Origin of the sequence: Dietzia maris, assembly GCF_014144855.1 — a bacterium.
GTDB classification, from domain to species: domain Bacteria; phylum Actinomycetota; class Actinomycetes; order Mycobacteriales; family Mycobacteriaceae; genus Dietzia; species Dietzia kunjamensis.
Window position 1 is genome coordinate 1 of the sequence record NZ_JAALDN010000156.1, and the last position, 12,903, is coordinate 12,903.

Below are 12,903 nucleotides of genomic sequence, written 5' to 3' on the forward strand. Positions count from 1 at the left end.
CGATCCGGTCGCCCGGGTAGACGTTCGAGATCCCCGCCCGCAGCAGCGCCTCGATCGCGCGGTCGGCCTCGGTCACCGGGTCGTAGCGCCCGTCCGTCGCGCCGTTCCCGGCCCGGCCGTCGCCGTTCCCGCCGTCGCCTGCCACGCCGTTCTTGTCCGCGGCGGCCAACGACTCGAGGTCACCGTGGAAGTGCCGGCGGGCGATGCGGCCACTGGCGGCGAGGAGCTCGTCGAGGCGCTCGGTGAGGTCGTGATCCAGGGGGCGTGCGGGCCGTGACGTCATGCCCCCATGGTGCACCACGGGCCGCCGCCGGCCCTCCGGATCGGCGTATGTGCGCCCTCTACGCCCGCCGATGCGGCTACCGTGGGCGCACCCGACACCTCATGGAGCCGAGATGCGATGACCGCCCTGATGGACTTCATCTCCACCCGCCGGCTCCAGCTCGCGACGGACTCCTGGCAGCACGTCAGCGCCACCGTGCAGGCGGTGCTCATCGCGACGCTGCTCTCGGTCGCGCTCGGGGTGGCCGTGTACCGGAGTCGGTCGGGGTCCGCGATCGCCACCGGCCTGGCCGCCACCGCCCTGACCGTCCCGTCGTTCGCGCTGCTCGGACTGCTCATCCCGGTCCTCGGCCTGGGCGTGCTGCCCACCATGACCGCACTGGTGATCTACGCGGTGCTCCCGATCCTGCGCAACACCATCGTCGGCCTGGACGCCGTGCCCGCGGCGACCGTCGACGCCGCCCGCGGGGTGGGGATGAGCCGGATCGGGGTGCTGGGCCGGGTCGAGATCCCGCTGGCGTGGCCGTCCATCCTCGCCGGGATCCGCATCTCCACCCAGATGTCGATGGGCATCCTCGCCATCGCCGCGTACGCCAAGGGCCCGGGGCTGGGGAACCTCATCTTCGCGGCCCTGTCCCGGGTCGGCACGCCCACCGCGCTGCCGATGGCGCTCACCGCGACCGTGCTCATCGTTGTCCTCGCGCTCGTCCTCGACGCGCTCCTCGTCCTGCTCGGACGTCTCACCATCAGGGGGAACCAGTGAGCACCTCAGAACCCGTATCCGGCGTGCCGATCGTGCTGGACGACGTCACCAAGGTCTACCCCGGGCAGGAGCGCCCGGCGGTGGACCACGTCTCGCTCGAACTGCCGGCCGGGCGGACCACCGTCTTCGTGGGCCCGTCCGGCTGCGGCAAGACCACCACCATGCGGATGATCAACCGCCTCATCGAGCCCACCTCCGGCACGATCACCATCGACGGCGAGGACAACCGGACCCTCGACGCCGACACCCTTCGCCGCAGCATCGGCTACGCCATCCAGGCCTCCGGGCTGTTCCCGCACATGACGGTCGCGCAGAACGTCGGCACCGTCCCGCGGCTGCTCAAGTGGAAGAAGTCGCGCATCCGTGAGCGGGTGGACCAGATGCTGGAGCTGGTCGGACTGGACCCGTCGGACTACCGCGACCGCTACCCCGCGCAGCTCTCCGGCGGTCAGCAGCAGCGCGTCGGCGTGGCCCGGGCGCTGGCCGCGGACCCGCCGGTGCTGCTCATGGACGAGCCGTTCGGCGCGGTCGACCCCATCACGCGCGCGTCGCTGCAGGACGAGCTCGTGCGGCTGCAGGACGAGCTGCGCAAGACCATCGTCTTCGTCACCCACGACTTCTCGGAGGCGGTCAAGCTCGGGGACCGGATCGCGGTGCTCGGTCCCGGCTCGTCGGTGCTGCAGTTCGACACCCCGGAGGCGATCCTCACCAACCCCGCCGACGAGACGGTGAGCGGGTTCATCGGCGACGACGCCGCGCTGAAGACCCTGACCCTCCGGCGCGTGGGGGACGTGGAACTGCAAGGGGCGACGACGGCGAGGGCCTCCGAGAGCCCGACCGACTTCGCGGCCCGGTTGCGCGGAACCAGCGACGAGTGGGCCGTGGTGCTCGACGACGCCGGCCGCCCCCTGCGCTGGGTGCGCGGGGACCGGGTGTCGCGGATGTCGGACCTGGGCTCGGGCGGGTTGCCGATCACCGGCACCGTGACGGTCGACTCCTCGCTGCAGGAGGCACTGGACGGGCTGCTGTCGACGGCGAGCGCCACCACGGTGGTCGTGGACCGCGACGGGGCCTACCGCGGCACGATCGGGATCGACGACCTGGTCGCCGAGTTGCGGCGTATCCACCACCGGCACAACGACGAGGGCCTCGCCGAACAGGACGTGGCGCCGTGAGCGCCCCCGCCACGGCGACGCGTGGGGGCTCCGCCGGTCGTGGGGGCGCCGCTGGTCGCGGAGGTTCTGCCAGTCGGGTCGCCGCCCTCCAGGACTCCGCGCGGCTGATCGTGCAGCCGCTTCTCATCGTGGCCGCGGCCGTCGGCGTGCTGTGGTGGGCGTTCTCCGGCGAACTGGAAGAGACGCAGAAGGCCTCGCTCAACGCCGCCTCCATCACCCAGCGCACGCTCGAGCACGTGCAGATCACGGTGACGGTCGTGGCGATCGTCGTGGCGGTCGGCGTTCCGCTGGGGATCCTGCTCACCCGCCGACGGACACGGTTCCTCGCACCGGTGGCAGTGGGGTTCGCCAACATCGGCCAGGCGGCGCCCGCGATCGGCCTGATCGTGCTCCTGTTCCTGGCCACCAACCGGACCGGGTTCTGGATCGGTGTGCTGCCGGTCGCGTTCTACTCCCTGTTGCCGGTACTGCGGAACACCATCGTGGGGATCCGCAACGTCGACCCCGCACTCATCGACGCGGCGCGCGGACAGGGGATGTCGAGCGGACGGGTCCTGCGCACGGTCGAGTTGCCCCTCGCGGTGCCGTTCATCCTCGCCGGCCTGCGCACCACCCTCGTGCTGGCGGTCGGCACGGCGACGCTGAGCTTCCTCGTCGACGCCGGCGGCCTGGGGATCTTCATCGACACCGGATACCGGCTGCAGGACTACACCACCCTCGTGGTCGGGTCGGTGCTGGCGGTGTGCCTGGCACTGTTCGTGGACTGGCTCGGCGGGGTCGGCGAGATCCTGTTCAATCCGAAGGGGCTGCGATGACCGGCACGATCCCCGCGCGCGCCGGGGTTAGGCGGGCAGCGTTGACACGAACAAGGCGCCTGGTCGCCGCGCTCCTGGCCACCGTGATGCTGGCGACGGGATGCGGGCTGAACAACGGCGGTTCCGTCCCGCTGCCCGTGGGCCCCGGCCCCGGGGGCACCGTCCCCGCGTTGGAGGGCGTGCGCATCACGGTCGGCGGCAAGGACTTCACCGAGGGCGTGATCGCCAGCTACCTCGTGGAGTTCCTGCTGGCGGCCGCGGGGATGGAGGTGTCCGACATGTCGTCGTTGGCTGGGTCGAACAGTTTCCGCCAGGCGTTGGTGACCGGGCAGGTCGACATCGGCATGGAGTACACCGGCACCGCGTGGATGAGCTACCTGGGCAACTCCGACCCCATCCGGGACCCGCAGGCGCAGTGGGAGGCGGTGCGCGACGCCGACCTGGCCGAGCACGACCTGCGGTGGCTCGCCCCCACCACCGTGGACAACACCTACTCCTTCGCGATGAACCGGGCCACCGCCGAGGAGACCGGGGTGCGCACGTTCTCCGAGTACGCCGAGTTGGCCCGCACCGATCCACAGGCGGCCCTGACCTGCATGGAGACCGAGTTCTCCGTGCGTCGCGACGGCTGGCCCGGGCTGGCGGAGGCCTACGGGTTCGACGCGGACGCCGTGCCCACGCCGATCATGCAGCCGGGGATCATCTACCAGGCGACCTCGGTCGGCCGGGAGTGCCGGTTCGGCGAGGTCTACACCACCGACGGCCGGATCAAGGGCCTGGACCTGCTGGTGTTGGAGGACGACCAGCGCTTCTTCCCCGTCTACAACCTCGCGACGGTGGTCCGCGGTGAGATGCTCGACACGCACCCGGAGATCGAGGACGTCCTCGCACCGCTGGTGGACATCCTCACCAACGAGGTGATGGTGGAGATGAACATGCGTGTCGACGTCGACGGCGAGGATCCCGCGCTGGTCGCACGCGATTTCCTCGAGGACCGGGGGTTGGTCTCGGTGGAGTGACCACGCACGCGGCCCACGCGGCCGGATGCGCCCGCCCGCCCGGTGACACACAATCGGATACCACTACCAGGAGGTGCCCTGTGTCCAGGAGGTCGATCGTCTCGCTGCCGCGGACGGCCGCGCGACTACCGCGGATGATCCCCGACCTGGCGCATCTGCCACCCGGGCGGATCGTCACGCTCGCGGACGGTGTCACCACGAAGGTCCACGACACCGGCGAGGAGCACCTCGCACCGGCGATCCTGCTGCACGGGATGGCGGCCACCGGGATGCTGAACTGGTACCAGACGTTCGAACGGCTGCGGGGCGAGTACCGGCTCATCGCGTTCGACCAACGCTGGCACGGCAAGGGCTTCCACGGGGATTTCCGGTTCGAGACCCTCGCTGAGGACGTGCTGCGGGTCGCCGACCACCTCGACCTGGCGGCACCGGTGGTGGGCGGCTACTCGATGGGCGGGATCGTCGCCCAGCTGGCGGCCCGCCGCGACCCCTCCCGGCTCGGCGGCCTCGTGCTGGCCGCCACCGGGACGGGCGCACAGCGCAATGCCCTCGAGAAGGTCGCACTCAGCGGGTTCACCCGCTCCCAGCCGCTGCTCAACACCGTTCCGGAGGAGGTCGGCGAGGTGGTGGAGGAACAGGTCGACGACGAGGCGCTCAGGCCGCACGCGTGGGCGCTGCGCGAGTTGTCGTCGGTCTCGCTCGCCACGCACCGCACCGTGATCGCCCAGGTGGCCGGGTTCAACTCGACACCCTGGCTCCACGAACTCACCCTGCCCGTCGCGGTGGTCAAGACCACCCGTGACCTCGCGTTCCCGCAGTGGATCCAGGACGAGATGGCCGATCTGCTGCCGCACAGCGCCGTGTTCCCGATCCACGCCGGCCACGCAGTCTGTGCCACCCACCCCGGCACGTTCGCCCGCCGGATGCGCACCGCGATCGGCTGGGTCGTGTCGAACGCGCGCTAGAGCGCCGAGTACCGCACCGCGGTCACCACGAACACCACCAGGGCGATCACGCCCAGGACCACGCCCGCCAGTGCGCGACGTGGGTTCGCATCGTCGTTGGTGAGCCAGCCGGTGGGCCAGCGGGCGAGCAGGCCGAACGCGACGGCCATCAGGCCCGCGAGGAACGCGATGATGTTGAGCACCGGCACCCACGAGATCACCAGGGCCCCGACACCCAGCACCAGCGCCCGGGTCCCCAGGTCCATGCCGTCGGACGAGCGCCTGCGTGGCGAGGCGGCCTCGGAGCGGGGGCGGAGCGGCATGAGTGCAGCCTAGTCGCCGGGGCGTCCCCGCTGGTCGTCCAGACGAGCGACCCGCCGGCCCCCGGCGGTCTGCCGGTACGAGGATTCGACGAGCTCAGCCACCTCATCCCAGTCCGGTCCACGGCCGCCACCGTCCACTCCACCGTCCAGCGGCAATGCCAGCCAGCCAGCCGGCCGGCCCGTAGTACGCCGGGACGTGGAATCGCTCGTCCTGCGCCAGCGCCGCGCGCTCCCCCGGATCCGGCAGGAACAGGAGTGCCCGGGCCAGGAGGGGGTCCGAGTGATCCCCCTTGACCGAGCCGCCGTACACCGCGAACACCTTGGTCGTGTACCAGGTGGGCCGGCCGTGCGAGATCTTCTCGCCGACGTCCGGCAGCGCGAGGCACACCTCCCGCAGACGCGTCAGCAGCGGATCCGCGGCGTCGAACATGATCGGATGACCCACACGGCCGAGACTACGACCCCCGACCGCGTCATCCCGGGCGAACGGCCGCCGAAACCCGCCCGGGGCCGGCTCAGCCCCCGAACTGCCCCACGACGAACCCCGCCAGCAGCACCGCGAACCCGCCCATCTCGCCGACGATGAGCGCCACCATGCCGATGTGCAGCGTCGCCGTGGGGTGCTCGAACTGGTTGGTCGTGTCCCTCCGCGCGCCGTGGAGGATGTAGCTGCCGATCGCCACCAGGAAGAAGAAGACCACCACTGCTGCCGCTGTCAGGTTCACCCAGGTCGGCCAGCTGCTCAGCTCGACGAACGCGGCGATGAGCAGCGTCGCGAACGAGTACAGCAGCGAAGCCCGGTGCGCGATGTCGACGTACGGGTGGGCGAGGTGATCGGCGGTGGTGGCCATCTGCCGGTACTTCCACACCCCCAGGCCGAGCGCCAGCAGGAAGAGGAGACCCGCGGCGAGCAGGGTGAGGCGCGTGTCGAGGCCGAGTTCCATGGATCCTTCCGAAGTGAACTTGACAGCAGTGCGTGATTTGTATGCTTCACGACCATAGGACAGCGCGCTGACCTGCGCGCTCGTTCGCGCGCGATCGCACACGGGAGGCCTCATGGACGCGCAGGTGGTGCACGCCGCGGCAGTGCAACTGGAAGGCGTGCCGGGGCACGTGGACCTCACACTGGGTCGACTGGAAAAGATGATCGTGGAGGCCGCCGGGCGGGGCGCGCGCCTGATCGCGGTGCCGGAGTTCTGCACGTCGCCGGTGCCGATGCGCGGGCAGGTCCACGACGCGGTCCTGCCGCGCGAGAACGTGGCCGTCGAGATGTTCCGACGCCTCGCCGCACGCCACTCCGTCACCGTCGGTGGGTCGATGCTCGTGGCCGACGACGACGAGGTGTTCAACCGCTATCACCTGGTCGAACCCGACGGACGCGTGCACATCCATGACAAGGACCTGCCGACGATGTGGGAGAACTGCTTCTACACCGGCGGCGGCTTCTACGCGGACGGCAGCGACGACGGGGCGTTCGTCACCGGGCTCGGCGGGGTGGGGGTGGCGAGCTGCTGGGAGCTGATCCGCACCGGGACCGTGCGCAGGCTCCGGGGGCGCGTCGCGGTGGCGGTGACCGGGACCCACTGGTGGACGGTCCCGGACAACTGGGGCGGGCTGACCCGGCGAGCGCTCGGTTCGCTCGCGCGGTACAACAGGGACCTGTCGGAGAACGCGCCGGCGGAGTTCGCCCGGCGGCTGGGCGCGCCCGTGCTGCAGGCCTCCCACTGCGGGGCGCTGCGGACGGACTTCCTGTTGCTGCCCGGTTCCGACGCATCGGTGCCGTACGCCACGGAGTTCGTCGGCGCCACCCAGATCGTCGACGCCTCGGGCACCGTCCTGGCCACCAGACGCACGGACGAGGGGCCCGGGATCGTCTACGCGGACGTGCCCCTCGGAGCCACGGACCCCGTCACGCCGCTGGAGGACCGGTTCTGGATCCCCGACCTGCCTCCGCTGCTACGCGGGTACTGGCACCAGCAGAACGTCGCGGGCAGGAGCTACTACCGCCGCCGAGGTCGCGTAGCCGGGCTGCGCGCGGCGCATCACAGGTGCACGTCGTTGTAGGCCCGCTCGTCCTCGATCGGCTCGAGGTGTGTGGTGATGTGCGAGCTCGGCAGGACCGCGTGGATCTCCTGCTCCACGGTCTCCACGAGGTCGTGCCCGCGTTCGACGCTCCACTGACCGGGCACCAACGCGTGGAACTCGACGAAGCGCCACCTGCCCGACTCCCTCGTCCGCAGTTCGTGGAAGTCGACGCGGCCGGGTTCGCGGTGGCGTTCGAGGACCTCCTCGATCGCCCGGTTGTCCTCGTCGGGGAGCGTGGCGTCCATCAATCCCATCCCCGATTCGTGTACCAGTCGATAGCCGATGAACAGGATGTTCAGTCCCACGCCGATCGCGACGATCGGGTCGAGCACCTCCCAGCCGGTGGCCCAGGCCAGTGCCAGCCCGGCGACGACGCCGACCGACGTGATGACGTCGGTGACGAGGTGCTTGCCGTCGGCCTTCAGGGTGGGTGACCGGTGACGGGTCCCCGCTCGCACGAGCGCCACACCCACCACGCCGTTGATCACGGCGGCGCCCACCGAGATCGCCAGACCGATGCCGAGTGCCTCCAGCGGTTCCGGATTGATCAGCCGCTCGACGCTGACGACCAGGATGAACGCGGCGGCGACGAAGATCATCGCGCCCTCGACACCCGCGGAGAAGTACTCGGCCTTGGAGTGGCCGTACTGGTGGTCGTCGTCGGCCGGGCGCTCGGCGACCGTGATGGCGCCGAGCGCGATCACCGCGGCCACGAGGTTGACCACGGACTCCGCGGCGTCGGAAAGCAGGCCGACCGAACCGGTGACCCACCAGGCCGCGATCTTGAGCACGATGGTCACGATCGCCGTGGCCACGGACAGCCACGCGAACTTCTTCAGAGTCGACACGTCCCAGCAGCCTAGTCCCGCACGCAGGAGACCTCCTGCCCGTCGCCCGTTGTCGGTAGGCTCGGTGTCATGCATGTGGGACTGGCCTGGCTCGGAGCAGCGGTGTTGCTCGCCGCCGGAGAGGCGGCCGGGGGCGAGCTGTTCATGCTCATGCTCGCCGGCGGCGCCCTCGGCGGTTCGGCCGCGGCGTTCCTGGGCGCGCCGGTCTGGGGGCAGGCCCTGGCGTTCGCCCTCGTCTCCCTCGTCCTCGTCCTGGGGGTCCGCCCCCTCGTCCGGCGGCGCCTGCTCGCCGCACTCCCCGAGCACGACACCAACACCGCCGCGCTCACCGGCCGGGACGGCACCGTCGTCGAGGCGATCGGTGCGGGCGGCGGACTGGTCGAGATCGCGGGCGACACCTGGACCGCGCGTCCGCTCCTCGAGGGCGAGACGTTCGAGGCCGGGGACAAGGTCCTCGTGCACCAGATCGAGGGCGCCACGGCGATCGTCGTGCGTGGCATCTAGAAGGCGCTGGTCTCCGGCCAGCGGACACGCACGAGAAGCATCGGAGGAACCATGGAAGGCTTGATCTTCCTCGCCGTCATCGTCATCCTCATCGCCTCGGTGGTGGTGAGCTCGGTCAAGCTCATCCCCCAGGCGGAGGCCGCGGTCATCGAACGGCTCGGCCGTTACCAACGCACCGTGAGCGGCCAGCTCACGCTCATCATCCCCTTCATCGACCGGGTGCGCGCCAAGGTCGATCTGCGCGAGCGGGTCGTGACCTTCCCGCCGCAGTCGATGATCACGGAGGACAACCTCACACTGAGCATCGACACGGTGGTCTTCTTCCAGGTCACCGACCCCAAGGCTGCGGTCTACGAGATCAACAACTACATCGTGGCCGTCGAACAGCTGGCCACCACCACCCTGCGCAACGTCGTCGGTGGGCTCACCCTCGAGCAGACGCTCACCAGCCGCGACATGATCAACAAGCAGCTGCGCGGGGTGCTCGACTCCGAGACCGGACGCTGGGGCCTGCGCGTGGCCCGGGTCGAGCTGCGGTCCATCGATCCGCCGATGTCCATCCAGGAGTCGATGGAGAAGCAGATGAAGGCCGACCGCGAGAAGCGCGCCACCATCCTCACCGCCGAGGGACAGCGCGAGGCCGCGATCACCACGGCGCAGGGTGCCAAGCAGGCAGCCATCCTCGACGCCGAGGGCAACAAGCAGGCCTCGATCCTCAACGCCGAGGCCGACCGGCAGTCCCGCATGCTGCGCGCCCAGGGTGAGCGCGCAGCCCGCTACCTCGTGGCCGAGGGCCAGGCCGCCGCGATCGCCCGGGTCAACGCCGCGGTCAAGTCCTCCAAGCCCACGCCGGAGATGCTGGCCTACCAGTACGTGCAGAACCTTCCGGAGATGGCCAAGGGCGAGGCCGCCACGATGTGGATGATCCCCTCGCAGTTCGGCGATTCGCTGGAGAACTTCGTCAAGTCCGTCGCCAAGAAGGACGACGACGGGGTGTTCCGCTACGAGCCGGCCGACGTCGACTCCGATGCCGATCTGCCGTCGGCGCCCGACGAGTGGTTCGACACCTCCACCGACCCGGAGATCGCCCGGTCCGTGGCCGCCGCGGAGGCGGCGGCCAAGAGTACGACCTCGGTGATGGACGAGCAGCCGAGCCGGCCCAAGCCCAAGCCCGGCGTGTTCGACATGGTCCCGGAGTCGGAGGGTGGCGTGGCGCCCGACAGCCCCTCGCAGTCGGCAGGCCAGGACACCCCCGCGATCGGCGGGCCTCAGGCTCCCGGGCCGGGGCAGCCGTCCGGGTTCGACCAGGCCGCTGACCAGCGGTCGGGCGAGGGTGCCTACCCCGTCGATGGTGGCGACCAGCCCCGGCGGTGACCCCCGACGGGTGGCATTCCGCGCAGCCACCTCGGCCGGGCGTCGTAACATGGGGGCGTGACTCGTAACACTGGCCTGGGTGGTGGCCGCGCGCCTGACGCCGAGGATGTCCGGTTGATCGAGACGGCGTCCGCGGTGTTCGCCGAGCGTGGCATCAAGGGCACGAGCACCGACGACATCGCGCGGGCGGCCGGTGTCACCCGCGTGACCCTGTACCGGCGTCTGGGGCCGCGGGACGACATCCTCCGCGCCATCTACGCCCACGAGGCGCAGCGCCTGATGATGACCGTCAACGCGCGCTACACGCCCTTCGAGTCCCTGCAGTGGGACCCGGTGAGGCACATCGAGGACCTGCTGGTCGGGACCGTCTTCGACATCCGGCAGAACGAACTGCTACGTCGGCTCGTCGAGGTCGACAAGGTCGAGGCCATGGCGTTGCTCGCGGGCCAGTCCGACACGGTCCTGGACGCGATCACCGAGATCCTCGCCCAGTTCGTCCGAAGCACGTGGAACGCGGACGTCCACACCCGCCAGATGGACGACGAGGAGTGCGAGCAGCTCTCCCGCGAGGTCGCCAGCGTGGTCGGCCGGTTCCTCCATTCACTGGTCGTGATGACGGACGGCCCGCCCGCGGTCGACACGGAGGAGCAGATCCGGGCACTGGCCCGTCGCGTGCTCGTGCCGATGATCCTGCAGCGCTGAACGCTGCATCCTCCTGCGCTGAACGCTGCACCCTCCTGCGCTGAACGCGCTGTCCCCCTACAGCCCCCCGGGGAGCTCCTCGGCACCGAGTTCGTGGGCCAGCGCGCTCTCCAGCCACGGATGACGAAAACGGTGGTCCACGCCGGTCAGCGCTGTCGGCAGGATCCGCTGACTCGCCAGGGCGAGCTCGTCCGAACCCCGCCCGCCCAGGACGAGCGCCGGGGCCCATCCGGGCACCGGGACGACCGTCGGGCGCCGCAGGACCGAACCGAGAACCCGGGTGAACTCGGAATTGGTGACCGGTTCGGGGGCTATGGCGTTGACCGGGCCCGTCACCGCAGGGTCGACGATCGCCCGCAGGTAGATGTCGGTGAGGTCGTCCAGCGAGATCCACGACATCCACTGCCGTCCCGAGCCGAGGCGGCCGCCGAGCCCGGAGCGCGTGATGGCGGCCAGCGGCGGGAGCATCCCCCCGGAACCGGACAGCACGATGCCCGTGCGCACGTTCACCACCCGGGCCCCGGCGAGACGTGCGGGCTCGCAGTCGCGCTCCCAGTCGACGACGATGTCGGCGACCGGACCGGAGCCGGGAGCGGAGTCCTCGACGAGCCGCTCGTCGCCGCGGTCGGCGCCGTAGTAGCCGATCGCCGACGCGGACACGAGGGTGGTGGACCCGCCGCGGGCGGCGACGAGTTCGGCGAGACGACGGGTGGGGCCCACGCGACTGTCGCGGACGAGTTCGAGATGCCGGTCCGTGAAGCGCCCAGCGATGGGGGCACCGGCGAGATGGACCAGGACGTCGACGCCCTCGAGGAGGTCAGCGGCGGGATCGCCGGTGTCCCAGTGGCGCTCCCCCGGGCCACGGGCGTCGCCGCGGACGAGGCGGATGACCCGGTGTCCGGCGACCCCGAGCAGCGCGGTGAGGGCGGTGCCCACGAGGCCCGACGCGCCGGTGACGGCGACGGTCAGAGCGCGGTTGTCGTACCGGGCGAGGCTGTCGAGGTCGGCGGCCATCTGGCGGTACCGGTAGGCGAACACCGGCGAGAGCATCCGGCCGGGCACCCGGGCGTCGACCCTGTCGCCGAGCAGGGCGGTGCCGTCCGGACCGGCCGTCAGCGTATGCGTGTGGACCCATCCGGTCGTCGCGGCGTACGGCTGGGACACGCAGCGGTCGACGAACCGCTCACCCTCGATGAACCCGGCGGGATCGTGCTGCGCGAGCCAGCGGGGTCCGAAGCGGACTCCGAGAGGTCCCGGCAGCGCCGTACGCGGTTCGAGGACCGCCACGCCGTCCCGCAGTGAATCGGCCTCGCTCACCGGTCGCAGCGGCATGAACGGGGGCGAGAGCCGGCGGAAGGCGCCGGGCGAGGCGAAGTAACGCCACGCCTCGTCGGGGGTGGCCGGAACCGTGCAGGTGAGATCGATGCTCATCGGGTGCTCATCACGGCAGTAGGCACAGTGGGGTCACGTCGCCGCGGCCGCCCGCCATAGGAACGGTGAGGAAGGCGCATGACCACCAACCGCGGTCCTCGATCACATCGCGGACGGTGGACCACTGCTCGGCGTCGAGGACCGGCTCGCGACTGAGCACGAACCCGGAGGACCGCGTGGGGTCGCCCACGATGGCCAGCGAGTAATCGTCGGCCAGGTAGGTGATCCGGTAGTTGACGGGTCCGCCCTCGTCCTGGAACGGGACCATCGGGAAGTTGACCCGGAGCGAGGCGTTGGTGTCGGTGTCGCGGACCTTCGCCTCGCCCTCGATCACCGAGTCCGAGCTGATGGCCGAGCCGCACGAGTTGCGCACGGAGACCGTGCCGGGCGCGGTCACCGCGTACTCGGCCCTGGTGTCGTTGGTGCACTGCAGCGTGTACGGCTGCGGGATGGCGGCGACCTGGAACCACTCTCCCTGATACCGCTCGAGGTCGACGGAGTCGACCTGGGTGAGCTCGGGTCCACCGAGGGAGCCCACGGCGACACCGTCGGGCAGGAGCTGCGAGGAGCCGCCGCCGAGGCGTCCGCCGTCGGTGACGTCCTGGGCGCTGGCCACGGGGGCGGTGCCCAGGCCCGCC

The 12,903-nt window shown here is 70.8% G+C and carries 15 protein-coding genes and 1 pseudogene; 9 read left to right on the plus strand and 7 right to left on the minus strand.

Features of this window, described 5'->3' with window-relative positions:
- Positions 1–283, minus strand: a pseudogene (locus G6024_RS05805) (inositol monophosphatase family protein); the annotation flags it as partial.
- Between the two features lie 117 nt (positions 284–400).
- On the opposite strand from G6024_RS05805, the gene G6024_RS16585 reads away from it, so the two are divergent.
- The 5 genes from G6024_RS16585 to G6024_RS05830 all read left to right on the plus strand — a co-directional run bounded on the left by G6024_RS16585 (position 401) and on the right by G6024_RS05830 (position 5,019).
- Positions 401–1,045, plus strand: coding sequence for an ABC transporter permease (locus tag G6024_RS16585; RefSeq protein WP_069389907.1), 645 nt, complete (start codon positions 401–403; stop codon positions 1,043–1,045).
- A complete protein-coding gene (locus G6024_RS16590; RefSeq protein ID WP_069389908.1) occupies positions 1,042–2,220 on the plus strand; it encodes an ABC transporter ATP-binding protein in 1,179 nt (392 codons plus the stop codon). The genes G6024_RS16585 and G6024_RS16590 overlap by 4 nt, the downstream gene beginning before the upstream one ends.
- Before the next feature lie 104 nt (positions 2,221–2,324).
- Positions 2,325–3,035, plus strand: coding sequence for an ABC transporter permease (locus G6024_RS16595; protein ID WP_069389909.1), 711 nt, complete (start codon positions 2,325–2,327; stop codon positions 3,033–3,035).
- Positions 3,032–4,054 carry a glycine betaine ABC transporter substrate-binding protein gene (locus tag G6024_RS05825; protein ID WP_235027777.1) on the plus strand — a complete coding sequence of 341 codons (1,023 nt, stop codon included), beginning with the start codon at positions 3,032–3,034 and terminating at the stop codon, positions 4,052–4,054. Before G6024_RS16595 ends, G6024_RS05825 begins: the two co-directional genes overlap by 4 nt.
- A gap of 80 nt (positions 4,055–4,134) precedes the next feature.
- Positions 4,135–5,019, plus strand: a complete 885-nt coding sequence (locus G6024_RS05830; RefSeq protein ID WP_227022194.1) for an alpha/beta fold hydrolase — start codon at positions 4,135–4,137, stop codon at positions 5,017–5,019.
- Here G6024_RS05830 and G6024_RS05835 read toward each other — a convergent pair.
- From G6024_RS05835 to G6024_RS05845, 3 genes are all read right to left on the minus strand, one after another.
- Positions 5,016–5,321 (minus strand): hypothetical protein, encoded by a 306-nt coding sequence (locus G6024_RS05835; protein ID WP_067719096.1) that lies wholly within the window; start codon positions 5,319–5,321, stop codon positions 5,016–5,018. The genes G6024_RS05830 and G6024_RS05835 overlap by 4 nt on opposite strands.
- A 103-nt stretch (positions 5,322–5,424) precedes the next feature.
- Positions 5,425–5,766 (minus strand): MmcQ/YjbR family DNA-binding protein, encoded by a 342-nt coding sequence (locus G6024_RS05840; RefSeq protein WP_435890834.1) that lies wholly within the window; start codon positions 5,764–5,766, stop codon positions 5,425–5,427.
- Positions 5,767–5,836: 70 nt separating this feature from the next.
- On the minus strand, positions 5,837–6,265 hold the full coding sequence (locus G6024_RS05845) for a hypothetical protein (RefSeq protein ID WP_096906623.1): 429 nt from the start codon (positions 6,263–6,265) through the stop codon (positions 5,837–5,839).
- Positions 6,266–6,377: 112 nt separating this feature from the next.
- Here G6024_RS05845 and G6024_RS05850 point away from each other — a divergent pair, with 112 nt between their 5' ends.
- Positions 6,378–7,385 carry a carbon-nitrogen hydrolase family protein gene (locus G6024_RS05850; protein WP_194307282.1) on the plus strand — a complete coding sequence of 336 codons (1,008 nt, stop codon included), beginning with the start codon at positions 6,378–6,380 and terminating at the stop codon, positions 7,383–7,385.
- On the opposite strand, the gene G6024_RS05855 is transcribed toward G6024_RS05850, so the two are convergent.
- Positions 7,364–8,254, minus strand: a complete 891-nt coding sequence (locus tag G6024_RS05855; RefSeq protein ID WP_069389912.1) for a cation diffusion facilitator family transporter — start codon at positions 8,252–8,254, stop codon at positions 7,364–7,366. The genes G6024_RS05850 and G6024_RS05855 overlap by 22 nt on opposite strands.
- A 69-nt stretch (positions 8,255–8,323) precedes the next feature.
- Here G6024_RS05855 and G6024_RS05860 point away from each other — a divergent pair, with 69 nt between their 5' ends.
- The 3 genes from G6024_RS05860 to G6024_RS05870 are packed head-to-tail and all read left to right on the plus strand — an operon-like array spanning position 8,324 to position 10,834.
- Entirely contained in the window at positions 8,324–8,758 is a 435-nt protein-coding gene (locus G6024_RS05860) for an NfeD family protein (RefSeq protein WP_069389913.1), read from the plus strand.
- Positions 8,759–8,809: 51 nt separating this feature from the next.
- Entirely contained in the window at positions 8,810–10,132 is a 1,323-nt protein-coding gene (locus G6024_RS05865; RefSeq protein WP_067719082.1) for an SPFH domain-containing protein, read from the plus strand.
- 57 nt (positions 10,133–10,189) lie between these two features.
- Positions 10,190–10,834: a TetR/AcrR family transcriptional regulator gene (locus tag G6024_RS05870; RefSeq protein WP_067719079.1), complete on the plus strand. Its 645-nt coding sequence runs from the start codon at positions 10,190–10,192 to the stop codon at positions 10,832–10,834.
- Between the two features lie 57 nt (positions 10,835–10,891).
- On the opposite strand, the gene G6024_RS05875 is transcribed toward G6024_RS05870, so the two are convergent.
- Both G6024_RS05875 and G6024_RS05880 read right to left on the minus strand, forming a co-directional pair.
- On the minus strand, positions 10,892–12,265 hold the full coding sequence (locus tag G6024_RS05875) for a TIGR01777 family oxidoreductase (RefSeq protein ID WP_159148269.1): 1,374 nt from the start codon (positions 12,263–12,265) through the stop codon (positions 10,892–10,894).
- A 10-nt stretch (positions 12,266–12,275) separates the two neighbouring features.
- A complete protein-coding gene (locus G6024_RS05880; RefSeq protein ID WP_083249781.1) occupies positions 12,276–12,896 on the minus strand; it encodes a lipocalin family protein in 621 nt (206 codons plus the stop codon).
- Positions 12,897–12,903 lie beyond the last annotated feature (7 nt).

Excerpts from the sequence above, each read along its gene's own strand:
- G6024_RS05875 (WP_159148269.1), bottom strand. The coding sequence starts at position 12,265 with ATGAGCATCGATCTCACCTGCACGGTTCCGGCCACCCCCGACGAGGCG.
- G6024_RS05865 (WP_067719082.1), top strand. The coding sequence starts at position 8,810 with ATGGAAGGCTTGATCTTCCTCGCCGTCATCGTCATCCTCATCGCCTCG.
- G6024_RS16585 (WP_069389907.1), top strand. The coding sequence starts at position 401 with ATGACCGCCCTGATGGACTTCATCTCCACCCGCCGGCTCCAGCTCGCG.
- G6024_RS05845 (WP_096906623.1), bottom strand. The coding sequence starts at position 6,265 with ATGGAACTCGGCCTCGACACGCGCCTCACCCTGCTCGCCGCGGGTCTC.
- G6024_RS05825 (WP_235027777.1), top strand. The coding sequence starts at position 3,032 with ATGACCGGCACGATCCCCGCGCGCGCCGGGGTTAGGCGGGCAGCGTTG.
- G6024_RS05850 (WP_194307282.1), top strand. The coding sequence starts at position 6,378 with ATGGACGCGCAGGTGGTGCACGCCGCGGCAGTGCAACTGGAAGGCGTG.
- G6024_RS05860 (WP_069389913.1), top strand. The coding sequence starts at position 8,324 with ATGCATGTGGGACTGGCCTGGCTCGGAGCAGCGGTGTTGCTCGCCGCC.
- G6024_RS05835 (WP_067719096.1), bottom strand. The coding sequence starts at position 5,321 with ATGCCGCTCCGCCCCCGCTCCGAGGCCGCCTCGCCACGCAGGCGCTCG.